The sequence below is a fragment of the Salegentibacter profundi genome (assembly GCF_054121475.1).
This window is the reverse complement of record NZ_JBSYGG010000001.1, coordinates 459,831-478,240: the sequence shown is the minus strand read 5'-3', so window position 1 is coordinate 478,240 and position 18,410 is coordinate 459,831. Positions and strand designations below refer to the sequence as shown.

12 protein-coding genes, 1 tRNA gene and 1 pseudogene are annotated in these 18,410 nt (G+C 38.0%); 8 read left to right on the top strand and 6 right to left on the bottom strand.

The window, feature by feature from the left end:
* Positions 1–43: 43 nt before the first annotated feature.
* The gene (locus ACW6NC_RS02265) at positions 44–1,030 is read right to left on the bottom strand and encodes a DUF1028 domain-containing protein (RefSeq protein WP_457863555.1); all 987 of its coding nucleotides are present in this window, start codon (positions 1,028–1,030) and stop codon (positions 44–46) included.
* A gap of 107 nt (positions 1,031–1,137) precedes the next feature.
* Complete coding sequence (locus ACW6NC_RS02260) at positions 1,138–1,443, bottom strand: hypothetical protein (protein ID WP_457863554.1); 306 nt, start codon at positions 1,441–1,443, stop codon at positions 1,138–1,140.
* Between the two features lie 113 nt (positions 1,444–1,556).
* On the opposite strand from ACW6NC_RS02260, the gene ACW6NC_RS02255 reads away from it, so the two are divergent.
* From ACW6NC_RS02255 to istB, 5 genes and pseudogenes are all read left to right on the top strand, one after another.
* Positions 1,557–1,628, top strand: a tRNA-Arg gene (locus tag ACW6NC_RS02255).
* A 289-nt stretch (positions 1,629–1,917) separates the two neighbouring features.
* Positions 1,918–2,115: pseudogene (locus tag ACW6NC_RS02250) on the top strand (Arm DNA-binding domain-containing protein); the annotation flags it as partial.
* Positions 2,113–2,733 carry a phage integrase SAM-like domain-containing protein gene (locus ACW6NC_RS02245; protein WP_457863670.1) on the top strand — a complete coding sequence of 207 codons (621 nt, stop codon included), beginning with the start codon at positions 2,113–2,115 and terminating at the stop codon, positions 2,731–2,733. The pseudogene ACW6NC_RS02250 and the gene ACW6NC_RS02245, both read left to right, overlap by 3 nt.
* A gap of 795 nt (positions 2,734–3,528) precedes the next feature.
* Entirely contained in the window at positions 3,529–5,082 is a 1,554-nt protein-coding gene (istA, locus tag ACW6NC_RS02240; protein ID WP_457863553.1) for an IS21 family transposase, read from the top strand.
* Positions 5,083–5,105: 23 nt separating this feature from the next.
* Positions 5,106–5,843, top strand: a complete 738-nt coding sequence (gene istB / locus ACW6NC_RS02235; RefSeq protein ID WP_457863552.1) for an IS21-like element helper ATPase IstB — start codon at positions 5,106–5,108, stop codon at positions 5,841–5,843.
* Positions 5,844–6,263: 420 nt separating this feature from the next.
* Here the strand turns inward: istB and ACW6NC_RS02230 are convergent, their stop codons facing one another.
* Both ACW6NC_RS02230 and ACW6NC_RS02225 read right to left on the bottom strand, forming a co-directional pair.
* A complete protein-coding gene (locus ACW6NC_RS02230) occupies positions 6,264–8,429 on the bottom strand; it encodes a cytochrome c3 family protein (RefSeq protein ID WP_457863551.1) in 2,166 nt (721 codons plus the stop codon).
* A gap of 199 nt (positions 8,430–8,628) precedes the next feature.
* Positions 8,629–9,726: a hypothetical protein gene (locus ACW6NC_RS02225; protein ID WP_457863550.1), complete on the bottom strand. Its 1,098-nt coding sequence runs from the start codon at positions 9,724–9,726 to the stop codon at positions 8,629–8,631.
* Positions 9,727–10,135: 409 nt separating this feature from the next.
* Between ACW6NC_RS02225 and ACW6NC_RS02220 the strand changes: the two genes are divergently transcribed.
* Positions 10,136–10,681, top strand: coding sequence for a lipid-binding SYLF domain-containing protein (locus ACW6NC_RS02220; RefSeq protein WP_457863549.1), 546 nt, complete (start codon positions 10,136–10,138; stop codon positions 10,679–10,681).
* Between the two features lie 62 nt (positions 10,682–10,743).
* Here ACW6NC_RS02220 and ACW6NC_RS02215 read toward each other — a convergent pair whose 3' ends face one another.
* Positions 10,744–14,274: a metallophosphatase gene (locus tag ACW6NC_RS02215; RefSeq protein WP_457863669.1), complete on the bottom strand. Its 3,531-nt coding sequence runs from the start codon at positions 14,272–14,274 to the stop codon at positions 10,744–10,746.
* A 327-nt stretch (positions 14,275–14,601) separates the two neighbouring features.
* Between ACW6NC_RS02215 and ACW6NC_RS02210 the strand changes: the two genes are divergently transcribed.
* Positions 14,602–16,005 carry a sugar porter family MFS transporter gene (locus ACW6NC_RS02210; protein ID WP_457863548.1) on the top strand — a complete coding sequence of 468 codons (1,404 nt, stop codon included), beginning with the start codon at positions 14,602–14,604 and terminating at the stop codon, positions 16,003–16,005.
* A 45-nt stretch (positions 16,006–16,050) separates the two neighbouring features.
* On the opposite strand, the gene ACW6NC_RS02205 is transcribed toward ACW6NC_RS02210, so the two are convergent.
* Positions 16,051–16,500, bottom strand: coding sequence for a nucleoside deaminase (locus ACW6NC_RS02205; RefSeq protein WP_457863547.1), 450 nt, complete (start codon positions 16,498–16,500; stop codon positions 16,051–16,053).
* A gap of 91 nt (positions 16,501–16,591) precedes the next feature.
* Between ACW6NC_RS02205 and ACW6NC_RS02200 the strand changes: the two genes are divergently transcribed.
* Positions 16,592–18,370: a 1-deoxy-D-xylulose-5-phosphate synthase gene (locus ACW6NC_RS02200; protein ID WP_457863546.1), complete on the top strand. Its 1,779-nt coding sequence runs from the start codon at positions 16,592–16,594 to the stop codon at positions 18,368–18,370.
* Positions 18,371–18,410 lie beyond the last annotated feature (40 nt).

The window sequence follows — 18,410 nt, the reverse complement described above, 5'->3', positions numbered from 1 at the left end:
TTCCTGTAATGCAAGTTAAGAAGAAAGACTTTGAATTAATAATCTAATCAATAAGTTGCTGCAATTCTTCGTCGCTGACCTCTAAAAGTCCAGCTTGTGGTAATCTTTTTAGCATTTTTCGCCAATTTCCATCTTTTTTGAAAATCTTATCGAAAACAGGTTTGGCCTCGCTCATTTTCCCAGCATTGACCAAAGCTACTGCTTTCCAGAATTGCATTTCCAAGTTATGGGGAAACATTTCTTCTGCGGCGCCATATTCCTGTAAGGCCTTCTCTATATTGCCATCTTCCATTGCGAGGTCGCCACGATTCATAAATTCGTAGGCGCGTGCAGTTTTTAGCAGTCTTTCCAGCTCTTTGATGGGTTCTGCATGATCATCAACCCTAAGATCTATTTTTTTATCTTTCCAGCTTTGTTCAACCTTTTCAGCCCCTACAACAATTAGGGCTGCCGATTGTTTACCCCGGATGTCACCTCCTGTTTCCTGGGCTGCTTTTAAAGCTTCAAGTACCCTTTCGGCTAATGGGAGGTGAGAATTGCGACTGAAATTTTCTGCCATTGCAGGCACAGTTTCTTGGTTAAGCATCATATTTGCTTGCACTGAAAAGTTTTTATCTGTAATATGACTAGCGGCTTCTACACAATTTTCCCCGGTGAAAGCAGCAGTATTACCTTGACTATCTAAAAAAGCCACCTGCCTAAATTCGCGTCCATTATCTGAATTCGCAATTTCTTCCAAAGCCTCTTCTGCCGTATGCCCTTTTTCCATCAATTCAAGACCTTTTGGTCCATATTCGGGGTTCACAAAAGATTGAGTGGCAACAACCCCAACCCCACTTTTTCCCCAAGCGACTAATGGTCCAACAGAAAACCAATGACTCTGCACTCCAACTGCCATTTCTCCGGTAGCAGTATCTCTGGCTACGATAGAATACGTATGGGCAAATGCATCTTTTTCAATTCCGGGATTTTGAGAAAAAATCGGCAGGCTTAAAAACATAACCAGGATCGAAAGTAAAATTGTTTTCATTTTTTAAGTATTTAGATATTAAAGATATGCAATCTTATTAGATACCTAACCGGAATATAAAAAATGCTATCCTGAAAGGATGATGAGAAAAGAATAATGGAAAATTGTTATTTCTTCACATTAATGGTAATTACTTCAATATAATCCGGCCCCCCATCCACTGGGTAACCTTCTACTTTTTCGCCTTCAATGCTTACGGTTTTTCCCTCAAACTGACTAAGGTCTACCTTCTCACTCCGAAGGGCATAAAAAGTATCTTCGGTGGTAAGGATGTGACTGCCATATTGGTAAGAGGTGATACCTGTTGCTTCAAGGGTTCCGCTAATCTGAAGTTGATTGCCATTACCTTCGGGAGAATTACAGGTGTTGGCAAATAAAAATATTAAACTGCTTAATGTTACGAGTAATTTCATAATGGAAAAATTAGGTTCTAACTGAAATTACAAAGTTTCCAGATGCTTTACCAAGTTTTAAGAGGGAATTTGAATTTTTTCTCAAAACATTATTATTTTTGTGGCCTTTATACGGCCTCGTAGTTCAATGGATAGAATAGAAGTTTCCTAAACTTTAGATCCAGGTTCGATTCCTGGCGAGGCTACTGGGAGTGTTTTAACCAAAACCCAAACCTTGTTAATCGTATGGTTTTCAAGGTTTTATTTTTTTTGATATCATGTGATATTGATTGATATCATCTACTTTGGTTCACAGATCGTTAACATTTTTTGACCAATTTTTATCTTTATACATTCAATTTTCTGATTATCACTGATTTGACTTTCGACCTTGTTTAATTTAAACTGTCAAATCATGAGAAGTACGTCAACATTTTCGGTGCTTTTTTGGGTATATACTCAAAGGGCTAAGCATGGGCAAGCACTTTTTATGCCCGTATTACGCTGAATAACAAAAATTTAAATATTAGTCTCAAGCGAAAGGCTGATACAGACCTGTGGGACCCAAATAAGCAACGTCTAAATAGTTTAGACCCATTCTCCCAGGAACTAAATGAGTTCTTAGACCAGGAATACTCTAGGTTTTTTCAATGTTATCAGGAATTAAAATTTGAGGGTAGGGTTCTATCCCTGGAAAATATTAAGAAGAAATACCTGGGGGAGGATACCAAAATCTACTCATTAGAAGAAATTTTCGAGTATCATAATACCACTTGTTTTTCCCAGCTGAGACCACATACTACAAGACTGTACCATACCTGCCAGAATTATCTTCGAAAATTTGTTCAGAAAGAATTCGGAAGGAAAGATTTTTTCTTACATGAGATTGAATACAACTTTGCATTAAAGTTTGAACATTATCTGAGATCGGTTAAGCCTAAACATTATAGAAAGAATTTACAGCATAATGCGGTAATGAAACATATTCAAAGGTTGAAAAAAATGATATCCCTGGCACACCGTATGGACTGGATTGAAAAGAATCCATTTTTAAATTACAAATCTACTTTAGTGTCCCGGGAAAGAGAGTATCTATCGGCCACGGAATTAGAAACCTTTGAAAATATTGATTTGGACTTAGAAAGATTAATAAGGGTAAGGGATTTATTCGTTTTTAGTTGTTACACCGGAATAAGCTATGGGGATCTGATACTATTGAAACCTGAAAATCTAACTTTTGGTATTGATGGAAAACTTTGGATTGTTACAAAGAGAATGAAAAATGGAAGCTCAGTTAAGGTGCCTTTATAAAGAAAAGCAATTGATATCATGGAAAAATTTAAGAACGATCCTTTTCGGACCAAAAATGGAAGTCTTCTTCCTACTATATCAAATCAAAAAATGAATAAATATTTAAAAGAGATTAGCGCCATCTGCAGTTATCACCAAAATTTATTTGGAAAATGTCCAGTTTATTATATAAAAAATAAGGCATCTATATGATTTGTATAATCTCTTATTGAAAAAGAACTGTTTTTGACTTTAAATAATATAAGGTATAGATTGCTTACTATTGAATGGAATGTCGAAGTAAGGTGATGATTTTTAATGACATTAAATGAAAGCCGAAAGACTATTTTCAATGTTGTTCGATTTTCCATCTCCTTCCTTTTTATATGAACATTCAGTATATTTCATCATAACCAGAACACTCTTTAATAGTTAACTTAAAGTTAAAGGTGACTAATTCGGGGGCATTCTAAAATGGGGTGTTTGAAAAGCTTTGTAAATACGGGATAACAGAGATTCTAAACACTCCCGCCTCGGTAATGGGATCATCACAAAAACAAGCAAACCCCAAAAACCCGTTTTCTGAATATTCCGACCCACGCCCGTTTTGGTCCTATGATAGTTTCTAAATGAATAAATAAGAAATAAAAGGTGGATATCTCGGATCGATTTGTGCCAGTGATTTCGGTCGGTTAGTGCCAGGCATTTCGGTTCAAATTGTGCCACTTTTGGCTGTTAGTTGAACCCATATCGGTTCGTTTTGTGCCACTTTGAAAGATCAAGTAAATAATACCTTGTCGCTTAAAAACAAGCGATATGGCCAATACACTTGATCCAATGGACTTAAAACAAATTATTTCCTTACATCTCGATGGATTTAGCAACCGTAAAATAGGTGCCACCCTTGGGATCTCCCGCAATACGGTAAACACTTATATGCGGCTGTTCAAGGCCAGCGGTTCTTCCCTTAAAGAATTATTGGCCCTTGATAATGCTGGCTTAGAAAAGCTTTTTCCTTCGCACACTACTATTGACAACCCTCGCTATGAGGAACTGATGTTATATTTTGAGGGGGTCAACAAAGCCCGGAATCATCCAGGGTTTACTTTTTTATACCATTATCAGGAATATGTAGCGCAGGCTAAAGATCCTTATGGTTATACCCAGTTTATGGAACACTACCGGCGCAAATATGCCAAGGTTAAAGGTTCGATGAAACTTGAACACGATCCTGGGAATGAAGTCTTTATTGATTATGCCGGCAAAAAGCTCCAAATTATTGATAAGGAAACCGGTGAATTGATCCCGGTAGAAGTATTTGTGGCCATCCTTCCCAACAGCCAGTACACTTACGTGGAAGCCTGCAGGAGCCAGAAACGTGAGGACCTGATTACCTGTTGCTGTAATGCCCTGCACTTTTATGGAGGCGTTCCCAAAGCCATTGTCTCCGACAACCTAAAATCAGCGGTTACCCGTGCCAGCAGGTATGAGGCTGATATCAACAGGAGTTTTAAAGACTTCGCACGGCATTACGACTGTGTGATTAATCCTGCCCGGGGCTATGCCCCACAGGATAAAGCTTTGGTGGAGAATGCCGTAAACCTTGCCTACCAGCGGATCTATTACCCCCTTCGGGAGATGAGCTTCTTCTCTTTGGAAGATCTTAACCGGGAGATAAAACGCTTGTTGGAGCGGTACAATGACCTGTTGTTCTCCCGCAAAGAAGCCAGTCGCAGGGAACTCTTCCAATCCGTGGAACGGGAATACCTAAAGCCCTTGCCAGAGACAGTCTATGAACTGAAAGGGTACCGAAGGGCAAAGGTTCAGAAAATAGGCTATGTATACTTCTCCCCGGATAAAAGCTATTACAGCGCACCCTATCGTTACATAGGAAAAGAAACCACCATCCATTATACCAGTTCCGTGGTAGAAGTATATTATTATCATCAGCGGATCGCCCTGCACCAGCGCAACCCATCAAAAGGTAGTTATAATACCAACAAAGAGCATCTTAGCAGTACTCATAAATACTATAGCGATTGGAGCCCTGAATTTTTTAAAAAGAAAGCGGCCCTGCACGGGGAGCACGTGCTGGGGTGTATCGAGAAAATAATCACCGCAGTGGACTATCCTGAAATAGGATACAAACGAGCTATGGGGGTCATCCAGCTCCATAAATCCTATGGCTCCCAGCGATTGGATGATGCCTGTAAAAGAGCTTTGCAAGCAGATGCGGTTACTTACCTGCGCATTAAAAATATCCTGAAAAACAACCTGGACAAAAGCTCCCTGTTTTACCAAGACCTCGAAGAAGATAAACCACACATCCCGGAACACGATAACTTGCGGGGTGCTTCTGCATATCAATAATAAATCCTTTAAATCCAATGAATATGAACAACAATCAGACTATTGAAAAACTAAAACAAATGCGCCTGGGGGCTATGGCCCAGTTGCACCTGCAGCATATTAAGGACAATCGTATAGAGAACATCACTGCTGATGAATACCTGGCTCTGCTGATCGATCACCAATGGGAAGACCGGCAGAACCGGAAGATAGAGCGGCTCTTAAAACAGGCTGGCTTTAAACAAGAAGCAAACCTGGCCGATGTGAATTATACCCAGCAACGCAACCTGGATAAGAACATGTTTACCCGCCTGGGGACACTGGATTTTATCACCAGAAAGGAAAATATTATCATTACCGGGGCATCCGGGGTTGGCAAAAGTTACTTAGCCCAGGCTTTAGGGCATCAGGGATGTATGATGGAATACAAAACCATTTACACCAATACTGCCCGCCTTTTTAAGAAATTAAAACTTAGTAAAGTGGATGGTACTTATCTTAAGGAACTTGGAAAACTCATCAAAGCAGATGTACTGATCCTGGATGACTTTGGCCTGCAGAGTTTTGATAACCACGCCAGGGAGACTCTTATGGATATCATCGATGACCGGTACAATAAAGCCTCCACAATTATAGCTTCACAAATACCTGTATCAGCCTGGTATGATATTATTGGGGAAGGAACTATAGCAGACGCTATTTTAGACAGGATCGTGAACTCCTCACATCGGATTGACCTCAAAGGAGAGTCTCTAAGAAAAGGAGCTTTAAAGAACGAGTAACATTAATTTTTTATATAATTGCAGTATCTTTCAAAGTGGCACTGTTTGACCGAAACAGGTGGCACCATCACTCCGAAATAGCCAAAAGGCATTTACTTTTCTCTATTTTGACTAAAAAGACACCAATAAGCATATAAATATTTCTTATTTGTGCTTTTGTTGTATTAATAAGAAAAATATGATCGAAAAAATTTCTATATCTCGGGTGCTTGATCGAATCAAATTTGAAAATTCCTGGTGGATTAACGATATCAAGGTTTTTTTGTGTTGAATAAATTGATTAGTATTAATCTGGAAGACCTTTTTGTAGACCCATATAGAAATAGATTTGAATCTGTTCTCTATTAGGGAGCAATCCTACAATGGAAGAAGTTGAATGAGGTTATTACTGGAATAACTCCTTAGGACCTGATTAAAAATTTATTTTTTGAGACTTTTTAATATATCCCGATAAGTTGGATTATTAGGTGAAATTTCCAATAATTTGTTGATAGTATTTAATGCACTGTCTTTTTTACCGGTTTTTAACTCTCCGATCAATTTTACATAATGAAGATTTTCATTGTGAGGGTTTGATTTTAGGCTCTTATTTAAAACATCCAATGATTTATTAAATTCCTTATTTTCCTGTAATTTTAACGCGTAATTGTAACAAGCTCTTGGATTGTTTCGTTGGCAAGCCTCAGATAAGTAAAATAAAGATTTTTTTTCTTCCCCCGTTTCATTGTAGAGCAAACCAAGCATAAAATAAGAGTCAGCATAATCCGGTTCTAATTCGGCAACCTTGAGGTAAAGTGATTCAGCGGTTCTAATATCACCTTGGTTAAATGATAATAATGCTAAATTCATCCTGGCAACATTGTAATGTCGGTCAATTTGAAGTGCTCTCTCATAGGCTTTTTTAGCTAGATTAATTTCACCTTTGGCCTCATAATATAATGCCTGTTGAACTTGTCCAGATGCAAAATCGGAATTCATTTTCAAGCTTTTAAGAAACTCTTCTTCTGCCTTTTCAAAAGATTGAGACGAAGGTTCTTTTTGATTTCTAATGAAATAATTTGCTGCAGATATCCGTACCATCCTCGAGGGGTCATTCAGCAGAGATTGAATATATCCTGAGATCCCAATATCACCTTGTAGTGTAGATAGTTTAATGGCTTCATTTCTTACTAAGGCTGATGAGTCCTGTAGTAAATCAAAAATCAGGTCTCGTCCCTTTTTATCAAGAATGTGATCTGATAATCTTCTTACAGCCGTGGCTCTGACAATCTCGGGATAATTAGTATTTTCCAATAAAAGATATAAGGGTTTTATATCTCCCAAACTTCCTGGCAGTAAATGATCGGAAAAGTGGTCTGCTCTTTCTTTACCAAAATTCTTTACTATTACATCACTTGCCCATTGGGGAGTTTTATCGTCGTGACACTGGTTACATGCATTTGGAGTTCCATAAATCATGCTTTGATCTGGGCGTGGTATCCTAAAACTATGATCTCTTCTAAAATCATTTCCCATATATGTCTTACCTGTCATATGGCATTCGATACAAGATGAACCGATACTGTTTTCCTTATGCATATGATGAGATGGGGTATTATAGTCTGCACTATGACAACTCAAACAAAGTTTATTTCCTGTTTTCTTTAATTTAGTAGTATGCACATTATGACAATCTGCGCAGGAAACCCCATGTTGGTACATCTTACTCTGAACAAAAGAACCATACACATAATCTTCATCATCAATTTGACCATCAATTTCATATTCAGGATCTGTCAAGAGATGAGGTTCATAATGATCAAAAAAATTTCCTTTATAATTAAATTTCTCTGTTATTTGGGTTCTTCTGGAATGACATCTGGCGCATTTATCTACTAATTCAGTAGAGGGAAGGTCCTTGCCCATATAAAGCGCATTAGGTTCGCCTTGTTCAGCTCCTTTCTTGTAAAAGCTCACATGTTGACTTGCTGGACCGTGACAAGCTTCACAGCTTACGTTTATTTCACTGTATTGGGTCTTGTAAACCTTTTTGTCTGGATTATAATTCTTTTCTAAATCGGTCGAGTGACAATCCGCACACATGGTATTCCAGTTCATTGCTCCCCCAGTCCAATGCATCCATTCATCATGTTTTATATCCAGGTCTGGCTGAAGATGGAACCATTTCGATTTTTCAGAATCCCAGGCAACCGGTAGACATTGGTATGCTCCGTCAGGGAATTTCACAATATATTGTTGTAATGGATAAACCCCGAAGGTATATAAGATCTCAAAATTCTTATTCTCACCTTCAGAACCTTCCGTATTTACAAAAAACTTGTCATCTCTCTTAAAGAACCGAGTAAGCTTATCCTGATGTTTAAATTGTTGATCTTCGAAATTTCCTAAGACGGTACTCGAATCGGCTATCTGCATTGCCTGATAATGGTGTGACTCCTGCCATTCAGTATATTCTTCTTGGTGACATGCGGCACAGGCTTTTGAGCCTATAAAGGTTCCTGATTGAGACGAAATTTCTCCTGAATTTTCAATTGGAAGGTAGACTTCCTTTTCGTTTTGATTGCACCCTGAAAAAAAAGGGAGCATGACTAAGATTAGGGAAATATTAAATATCCGTAATGAAACCAAATAAGGGGCGGAAATATGCATTTAGTATAATAAACTAAATATGATATAAGATTGTTTCAAAGATAATTAAATTTATATTAAATGTATGTTTTACATTTGAATTTAATAAGCTTGGGCAACAATTTTAGTGTAGTCCTTGCGGGCAGACTTGGTTTTATTATGCAGCCTTTTGACTAAAAGCTTGTAAAGATCTGAGTTTCGGCTTGGACTTTAGCATTTGTTCATGGGCAAGAAAATAATAAATCACAAAGAAGAGAAAATACATTACCATTGTTTTTTGCCTGATGATTATTCCCAGATTAGACATAACAAAAGTCATTGCAAAAGAACTCAGTAAAAACAATACCAGGCTCATTTTGACCTTAATAGGTGCCCTCGTGATAAACTTAAAAAAATTTCTTTTGAATAGTTTTACTACCAGTAAAAGATAGATTAGATTTTCAGCAGATACGATTATACCAAAGAATCCTGGAGCATCAAAGAACAAGGGCCTGAACCAGAAAGTAAAAAACTTTTCTAATAGGGAGTAATCGCTCATAGCTATGCCTGAGGAAGCCCTTCCAAGACTATCTGCCCTTTTACTAGTAAAAGCAATAAAATCACTGATAAGATCCTCGGAATTCCCTAGGTTAACTACTCCGAGAATCTGATCTCTGAAAATCAGGAGTAAGCCTGCAATAAAACCTGAATAGACCAATTTCTTCTTCCAGGCAATTTGTTTATTACTGAGTAATATTCCAAGTATGGCAACAACCGATATAAGCAGAAATATATGTGGCCTTATACAAAAAACCAAAAGAGAGCCAAAAAGGAGCTGTTGCCAGCGGTATTCTGGCTTTTTAACAGCATATGCGAACATCATAAGGCCTAAAAAAATTGGTGCACCTTTCCCCAATGAGGCAGTCCAAAAGTGCATATTGGGAAGAAAAAGTAGCAGAGGTAATAGATTGACCTTTTTAAATACTTTGATGGTATGTGGAATATTCTCTCTAAAAATTAGGTATGCGTATACGAAGCCCAGGTATCCAATCCAGGTGAAAAGCAACATCATCATTTCATAACTGAAATCAAAGTAGTTGACAAATGGATAGGATATAAGATCTATGAAACCGGTCCCGGTTGTGACAAAATCTAACCATTCTTTGCCTTCTCCTTGTGGAACTCGGAAATATCTGTGGGAGTCTGACGGGTTAAAGGAGGCATAAGTATAGTAAATTGCCCCAAAGAGAAGGTGATAAAAGAATAGGCTGTTCATTAACCTAAAAGAGAAAAAGCTATGTGTTCTTTTAAGGCGCTTAAATATCCTTTGGTTTATCAGATATATAAATGGGATCAGGAAAATAACTTGGGTAATATTTAAAAGCAAATTTATATCTGTCAACATCATTTCGATTTGGGTTCAGGCCTTAAAACCAACTATCTTACCAATCTCGATCTCCTTTATCTTTTAATTGCATAATTAATTTGTTTTCAGTGTTTTAAATGGTATTTATTAAATAATTTTAACTTGTGGTTGGATAGCATCCTTTATTTAGTTTCCGAAAACTGGTGTAGAATTCTACAGTTTTTGTGGACTCCTTCTTACCGTTTGAATATAACAGATGCTTAACAGTAGTTGTGTCGTTAAATACTTAAATTCAAATGATTATAATTAAAAATGTTTAATGATGGAAAAATTTCAATTAAATTTCGTTTACAGTTTCTTGTTTACTTTGTTGTTTGTGAGTACCATATTTGCACAAACAGAAGATCAGAAGCGATTGATAGATGACGCTGATAGAGCTAAAACAGCTTTTATAACCGATAATCCGGAATTGGAAGAATTATTCTCTATTTCGGCTGGGTATGTGATTTTTCCCAATGTTGGAAAGGGTGCCTATATTTTAGGGGGAGCAGCCGGAAATGGTGTGGTTTATCAAAAGGGAGAGCTAATCGGTTTTGCTGAGTTAAGACAGTTGGATATTGGATTTCAACTGGGAGGCCAGGCCTTCAGGCAGGCTATCCTTTTTCAAACTCAATCGGAACTGGATAATTTCAAAGAAGGGAATTATAAATTATCCGGAAATGCATCGGCGGTTATACTCGAAGAAGGGAAAGCTAAAAGTGTAGAATTTGAAAACGGAAGAGCTATTGTAACCATGCCAAAAGCGGGGGCTATGATAGAAGTTTCTGTCGGTGGACAGAAATTTGATTATAAAGATCTCGATTAAGGAAATTAATTAACAATAAAAACCGGAGTGATTTACATTCCGGTTTTTTTTACTATAAAGGTTTAAAAGTTAAATCCTAGGCTAAACATTATCCTGTTTCCATCATCTCCCAGATAATAACCAATATTTGCAGTTAAGGCGTTAAAACCATTAATAAAGACTGAACCTCCATAATTGTCGTGCCAGTCATTAGATTCCGCCTTATCACTCCAAACCCTGCCATAATCGTATCCTCCAGTTATCCCAAATCTAAGTGGGATAAAATTAGTTCGTAATTTGGAAAGACCGACTCTTATATCAGTACTATGAAAAAAAGCAGTATTTCCATTAAAACGCTCGTTGCGATAAGCTCTCAGACTATTGTTTCCTCCCAGGGTAGCCCCGTGATAGAATTCATAATTATCACCAAAGATTAATTCCCCTCCAACTTTTGTCGCTATGGTAGCTATTCCACTGGAATGTAGAGGGTAATTAATGCCTAAAGTGGGTTTAAGATATCCGAATTCATTATTATGCTGATCAATATTTTTCATATAGCCCGTGGTGAGGCTAAAATCCAAACCTCGGCTAGGGAAAGAGGGGTTGTCCTGATTAAAATATCGGTAATACAATTCGGCTCCACCGTAAAATTGTTGTTCGAAAAGAGTACTATTTTTATCGAAGACCTGTCCTACAAATTCATTTTCATCATAAGCAACTTCCATGGATTCAAGGATTCCTTTTAGGTAAAAACTACTTCCTCGATTATTCTCCCTTTTTAATAAGGGAGTAAAGCTTATTTGCTGGATTCTAACCCTGTTAAAATCCATATCTACCAGGTTTTCATCATAAAAACTATCATTCCCAGTCCCGAAGTAATTGAGTGTGTAATTAGGACTGGTGTATTTTGCTTCAAGTCCCAGATTCCAATTGGGGAAAAAATGTGCAAATTCCCCGAAATATTCAGCGGAAAACCCATCAGTTGCAAAAAAGTAATTGAGGGCAAGGCCATGTTGTGCGGTAAATGGATTTCTGGCCAGACCATAAGTAGTGTAAGTGTTCTTTACTCCTATCTTAAATCCTGCATCGGGATCAAAACCAATACTGGGAAAGAATACATTGGTTGAATGTTTATGTTTTTCCGGGTCATAATTATTTATATCATAGTTGTTCGTCAACATTTTTGAACCGGTCTTCTCAAAACTGTTCTGCTTACTTTTATAATCGTATATTTTAGTTTTATGTGAATTGTCAAGATTATAAGTATCGTGGTTTTTGCCTCCGATAATTTTAAATTTAATAAGGTCATTTCCCTCTCCCTTAACCTGGAAATCATCTTTACCTTCCAGGCCATACACCCAAATTTCTTTAGTGTCTTGTGAAGAATAAGACCTTTGAAATTCTGAACCATCTCCGCCCTTTACCTGAATATCAGTTACACCATTCGACCTTCGTGTAATAAGGATGGAATCATCCTCCTTTGTTCCGGTAACAATATCATATAAGTTAAGGAATTCACTATAGCGTTTAGCGATATCTTCGAGGTTGTCACGCCGGGCTTTAAGGGTTTTTTTAATATGGTCTATGCTTTCATCCCGGGTATCTTCAGGAAGTGCAGCAAAAGCTTCTTCAATTTTTTCATCGGTTAAATTTTGTTGGATATAACTAACCTGATCTTCCCATTCCTCCCATTTAGCCTCTCTTATAAAAGCTTTGTCCAAGGGATAGGCTGCTTTGTTAAACCATTTGATGTCTGTAAGATCGGGTTTAAAACTTTGAAAAGCTCTCATCTCAGGGAAACCAAATTTCAATAACCTCACCATAAAACCATCATATTTTGAGAATGCCTGATCGCGATCCCGTGGAATTGGCTTATACATCTTAACCGAATCATTTTCTTTAAATTCTGCCCAGCGCCACTGGTCTTCGTGCCTATCCCAATCTCCTATTAACATGTCGGTAAGTCGGGCTCTTATGTAAGTGGGCTCGTGGACATAAATGTTTTTTGTTTTCCTCAATTCAAGCAAAAGATCAGCAGTACTGAGTATATCATCAGCATTTCCGAAATCTTCAAATTCTTTATTATGGTCACCCACGTGCTCTTCCAGCATATAGAGCTTATCCCCATAATCTTCGTTATAGATATTTAGATTTTTTTGTTTGGGAACGTAATAAAGTTTTGGGTTGGCATGATATAGATCAAGGTTTTCCATGATATCATTAACGGCAAAGGGAGCAAAAGGGTGGGCCGTGGTGTAAAAATCCTGTACGATCCTTTCTGCGACTGTATTTTGCATATAATCGTAGATGTAATGCCCAGGAATATTTCCCTGAATAAACCGGAGTGCACTTTTTCGGATTTCTCTTAAGGTGAATTCATTGTCATTGTCATCACGCAATCGAAGGGAGCGAGATTGTTTACCACCACCTTCATTAATAGCAATGGGGTTTCCGGGTAGGGTATCCAGAAATAATACGGGAACTTCGATTTGTTTGCCGTAAACCTGGCGGTAATGCTCCCCCCACATTTTTTTATAAGGGAATGATTTATTTACCTCTTCTTCGGAGTATACCGAAGCTTTATATGTGGATTCAAATTCCTCTTTAGTATGATAGGAAACCTGGTCTTTGCTAATTCTTTCACGTTTGATAGCCTGGCTATGTATAAGGCGTGGTCCGGATGCGGTAGATTCAAAAAAATTTGCTACTGAGCTACCATCTTTATATACATTTAATTTAACAAATCCTGGCCTGTTTGAGGCAAAATCAGTTTCTCCTTCAGGTTTCGATTTCTGAAGTTTCCCGATTGCCCCGCTTATGATCTGTGGAGTGTTATCATCTTTTATAAATTGCAAATTCCTGTCGTTACCTGAAACAAAGATTACATCTTCAAATTGTCTTGAGAGCGTCTGCAGCCTGTTGCGAAGTTCTTTTCGTAGTGGGTTTTGGTAGGATTGCTCAGTAAAACCAGCGATTTTATTGATAAATCCATGTCGGGTGTTGGACATCACAGGGTGATGAATACTGACTATGATAGTTTTGCCTTGCTCATCTTTTAACTCATCTTTAAATTCAATAAAAAACTGCTTTCTGGTTTTAATCTCACATTTGTCATTGATATATGGGTGTTTGTCCCATTCTTCCAGGAACCACTGAGAATCCACCATGGTCAAACGAACATCGTCATTAAGATCTTCCCCTTCAATTGGACACCCATCATTAGGCCAGAATTCCGCCTGGCTGTTATCCTGAAGAAAAGATTCCAGATCGTCTATATTTTGGTGACCCTCTTTGTTCCATTCGTTAACGCCCGGGTTATAAATTATATTTCCGTTGAAACCTTCTAGAGGTTTCATAAGTCTATTCTTTAGATAATCTTCTGTTTTTTTTCGCTCGCTTTTTTTTGGAGGATAACCACCTTTGGGTGTGATATTTCCTAAAATTACAACTGATGCTTCCAGATCACTTTGGGAAGCTTCGTTTATTTGATTTAGGATTAATGCTGTAGATGAGGAATCCTCCAGACCTGTATTTGCAGTGAAATAAATCGAATGTGAAATTTCGTTATTCGTCTGATTCTCCTGGGAATAAGTGCCTGAAGCCACAAATGTCATCAATAAAAATAAGAGGGCTTTGGTTGTGGAGATTAGCTTAGAGCATCTGTATTTCATAGATATTAGGAGCATGGATTAATTCAAATTAATTTAACATATTCCAAGTTTCAGAAAAAAAATCTTGCAATCCATAAATTTTAACTGATTATAACATTTTAGGATATTGATCTCAATATTTTGAATTAAAGGGAAATTTTTCAATAATTCTGAACACAATGGCCTAATAGTCGTGTGATACACAATTCCTTAACATGTAGATACGCTGCTGAAAAAAGTCAGGAATTAATTGATAATTCTTATCTTCACCCACCCTAAAGAAAAAATCTCATGCATAGTAAATCTTACCTGATTTTAACCACTATCGTTTCTGCCCTGGGTGGATTGTTATTTGGTTACGATACCGGAGTGATAAATGGCTCTCAATATTATTTTAGTCAATATTTTGATCTTGATGCCCTGATGAAAGGCTGGGTTGTAGGCAGTGCCCTGTTAGGATGTTTTGTCGGTGCTATTATCGCAGGACCCATCAGTAATTTTATGGGAAGGAAGTATTCCTTAATCCTTTCCAGTATTCTTTTTTCGTTGTCCGCCTGGGGATCAGGCCTACCCGATTTCCTTCCTCAATCTGTATCGCTTTTGGTGGCCTTCAGACTTATTGGGGGCCTCGGAATTGGGCTTGCTTCAATGAATGCACCCACTTATATTGCGGAAATCGCCCCAGCCAAAATTCGAGGTACTTTAGTGAGCTATTACCAACTTGCTATAGTAATTGGGTTTTTTGTAGTCTTTCTAGCCACTTATTTTATAGGAAGCACTGCTACCGAAGCTGAAAATATTGAAAATGGTTGGCGTTATATGCTATGGTCTGAGCTTATACCCAGTCTGTCATTTTTAATACTATTATTCTTTGTTCCAAAAAGTCCGAGATGGTTAGCCCTGAAGGGATTGAAATCCCAGGCTCTTGAAGTACTTACAAAAATTCATGGAAAAGAAGTTGCCAATATTGAAATTCAGGAAATCGAGAAATCCCTGAAGAAAGAAGAAGGCCGCAAGAAAGTGAATATTTTTGCAAAAGGTATATTTTCAATTATAGTTATAGGAACAGTACTTTCTGTTTTGCAGCAATTTACCGGTATTAATGCCGTGCTTTATTATGGTGCTGATATATTTGAAAAAGCCCTAGGCTTTGGAAAAGAAGATGTATTGGCCCAGCAAATTTTACTGGCAGGGGTAAATCTGGTCTTTACCTTTGTAGCGATGGCTACCGTAGATAGATTTGGGAGAAAACCTTTAATTTATATAGGTTCCGTCGGAATGATCGTTGGTTTCCTTTTACTTGGAGTGTCTCTTATGACCGGCAATGTTGGTCTTGTATCCCTAATTGGGGTGTTGATGTTTGTTGCGGCCTTTGCTATGTCTATGGGTCCTGTAGTTTGGGTAGTGCTTTCGGAAATGTTTCCCAATAAAATTAGATCTGTAGCGATGTCCATTGCTGTGGCAGCACAGTGGGCTGCCAATTATGTGGTATCCCAATCCTTTCCAATTATTGCAGAAAGTGAAGTAAACAATAATGATTTCTGGAGTGGCTCTTTACCTTATTTTATCTTTTCGATTTTTATTCTGGGAATTATAATATTTACGATGAAATATATTCCTGAAACAAAAGGGAAATCGCTGGAAGAACTTGAAGATATGTGGGAAATTCCAGAGGAATTGAAAAAAGTGCCATAAAATCTAATATTTATCTAAAAAGCACCAATTCTCTGATGGTGCTTTTTAGTTTAAGTTCCTCTTTTCCATAAAGAATCGCCTTAATAAAGCTGAAGCTTCTTGTTCAAGAAGACCGTATTTTACCTTGGTTTTTGGGTGAAGTTGCACCCCGGTTTTACGGTAACCCCGTTGGTGGTCCTCGGCTGCGAAAACTAATTTTGATAGTTGACTCCAATAGAGAGCCCCGGCACACATCTGACAGGGTTCAAGAGTGACATACATCGTACAATTGATCAGGTATTTTCCACCCAATGAGTTAGCTGCAGCAGTAATTGCCTGCATTTCAGCATGAGCTGTCACATCGTTTAATGTTTCGGTAAGATTGTGTCCTCGTGCTATTATTCTGTCGTTAATAACCACAACAACCCCCACAGGTATCTCACCTTTTGAATAAGCCACTTCAGCTTCTTCTATGGCTTTGCGCATAAAATATTCATCATTAAAAGGGCTGAGCATTTTTTTAGATTTTTCGAAAGATAAAGATATTCGTGTAGTTGTATTTAAAATGCTTACGATATTTACAAATTCATAACTTAACTTTGCGGGGATGCCTACATCTTTATTAAATACAATTAACAACCCAGAAGACCTTCGGAAGTTGTCTTTGGAAGATCTTTACCGTTTGGCCGGGGAGCTTCGTAAATTCATTATTGATATCATCGCTATTAAAGAAGGTCACCTAGGAGCAAGCCTGGGAGTGGTAGAGCTCACCATTGTGCTGCATTACGTTTTTAAAACACCTGAGGACTTACTTGTTTGGGATGTAGGTCATCAGGCATATGGACACAAAATTCTCACCGGTCGCAGGGAGCAATTTCATACCAATCGTCAGTTTGGAGGTATAAGTGGTTTTCCCAAGCGCTCAGAAAGTATTTTTGATACTTTTGGCACAGGGCATTCGTCTACATCGATTTCAGCGGCATTGGGAATGGCTATTGCTTCAAATCTTCAGGGCAAAAAAGAAAAACAACATATTGCAGTTATTGGAGATGCTTCTATAGCTAGCGGTATGGCTTTTGAAGGTCTTAATCACGCCGGTGTGACCGATGCTAATCTATTGGTAATCCTAAATGACAATGCGATAGGTATTGATCCAAGTGTTGGGGCTTTAAAACAGTATCTTACAAAAGCCAGGGTGGGATATAAACCAAAACAAGATAATATCATTGAGGCACTTAATTTTCGGTATTTTGGTCCGGTCGATGGGCACGATATCTCCGGTTTAATTAAGATTCTTACAAAGCTTAGTAAAATAAAAGGTCCTAAGTTTCTACACGTAGTCACTACCAAAGGAAAAGGGTTGAAAATGGCTGAAGAAGACCAGGTTAGATACCATGCCCCGGGAAAATTTGAACCTGCAACAGGGGAGCTTCTACCTAAAGCCACTGAAAACCTGCCCTTAAAATACCAGGATGTTTTTGGGTTAAGTCTTTTAGAGTTAGCTGAAAAAAATGAAAAAATAATAGGGATCACTCCTGCTATGCCTACCGGTAGTTCTCTTAAGTATATGATGCAGGCCTTTCCCGATCGTGCCTTTGATGTAGGAATTGCAGAACAACATGCGGTAACTCTAGCTGCAGGAATGTCTACAAGAGGGTTCAAGGTTTATTGTGCGATATACTCCACTTTCCTTCAAAGAGCTTATGATCAGGTCATCCATGATGTTGCCATACAGAATCTTCCTGTGATATTCTGTCTTGACCGTGCAGGGCTGGTAGGAGAGGATGGGGCAACCCATCATGGAGTTTTTGATATTGCCTATCTCCGGAGTATTCCTAACCTTATTATTGCAGCTCCATCCAATGAAATTGATTTTCGAAACCTGCTTTATACTGCTCAGCTGGCGCTTGATGCCCCTCTAGTTATTCGATATCCAAGAGGAAGGGGGAAATTGAAGGACTGGAGACAGCCATTCGAAGAATTAGAAATTGGGAAAGGGAGGTGCCTAAAAGAGGGAAAAAAAGTGGCCCTGCTAAGTATTGGTAATATGACAGAGAATGTAAAGTTGGCTATTGAGGGAATAGAAACTGAAAAAAAAGATGCCATCGGGCATTTTGATATGCTGTATGTGAAACCATTGGATAAGAAATTACTGCATCGGGTTTTTAGGTACTATGACAATATTATTACCGTGGAGGACGGAGTTGTCAAAGGGGGCTTTGGAAGTGCCATTCTTGAATTTGCTTCTGAAAACTCTTATAGTTTAAAAATCAAGTGTTTAGGGGTTCCGGATGAATTTATTGAGCACGGTAAGGTAAACATATTACAAGAAAAATGCGGAATTAACGTTGAAAATATACGTGAGGTGATTTTATCTCAGCTCTGAATTAATTATTTTTGCGAATCCGAATAATCCGAAGAATCCA

Excerpts from the sequence above, each read along its gene's own strand:
- ACW6NC_RS02265 (WP_457863555.1), bottom strand. The coding sequence starts at position 1,030 with ATGAAAACAATTTTACTTTCGATCCTGGTTATGTTTTTAAGCCTGCCG.
- ACW6NC_RS02220 (WP_457863549.1), top strand. The coding sequence starts at position 10,136 with ATGATGGAAAAATTTCAATTAAATTTCGTTTACAGTTTCTTGTTTACT.
- ACW6NC_RS02200 (WP_457863546.1), top strand. The coding sequence starts at position 16,592 with ATGCCTACATCTTTATTAAATACAATTAACAACCCAGAAGACCTTCGG.
- ACW6NC_RS02205 (WP_457863547.1), bottom strand. The coding sequence starts at position 16,500 with ATGCTCAGCCCTTTTAATGATGAATATTTTATGCGCAAAGCCATAGAA.
- ACW6NC_RS02210 (WP_457863548.1), top strand. The coding sequence starts at position 14,602 with ATGCATAGTAAATCTTACCTGATTTTAACCACTATCGTTTCTGCCCTG.
- istB (WP_457863552.1), top strand. The coding sequence starts at position 5,106 with ATGAACAACAATCAGACTATTGAAAAACTAAAACAAATGCGCCTGGGG.
- ACW6NC_RS02215 (WP_457863669.1), bottom strand. The coding sequence starts at position 14,274 with ATGACATTTGTGGCTTCAGGCACTTATTCCCAGGAGAATCAGACGAAT.
- ACW6NC_RS02225 (WP_457863550.1), bottom strand. The coding sequence starts at position 9,726 with ATGAACAGCCTATTCTTTTATCACCTTCTCTTTGGGGCAATTTACTAT.
- ACW6NC_RS02230 (WP_457863551.1), bottom strand. The coding sequence starts at position 8,429 with ATGCTCCCTTTTTTTTCAGGGTGCAATCAAAACGAAAAGGAAGTCTAC.
- ACW6NC_RS02260 (WP_457863554.1), bottom strand. The coding sequence starts at position 1,443 with ATGAAATTACTCGTAACATTAAGCAGTTTAATATTTTTATTTGCCAAC.
- istA (WP_457863553.1), top strand. The coding sequence starts at position 3,529 with ATGGCCAATACACTTGATCCAATGGACTTAAAACAAATTATTTCCTTA.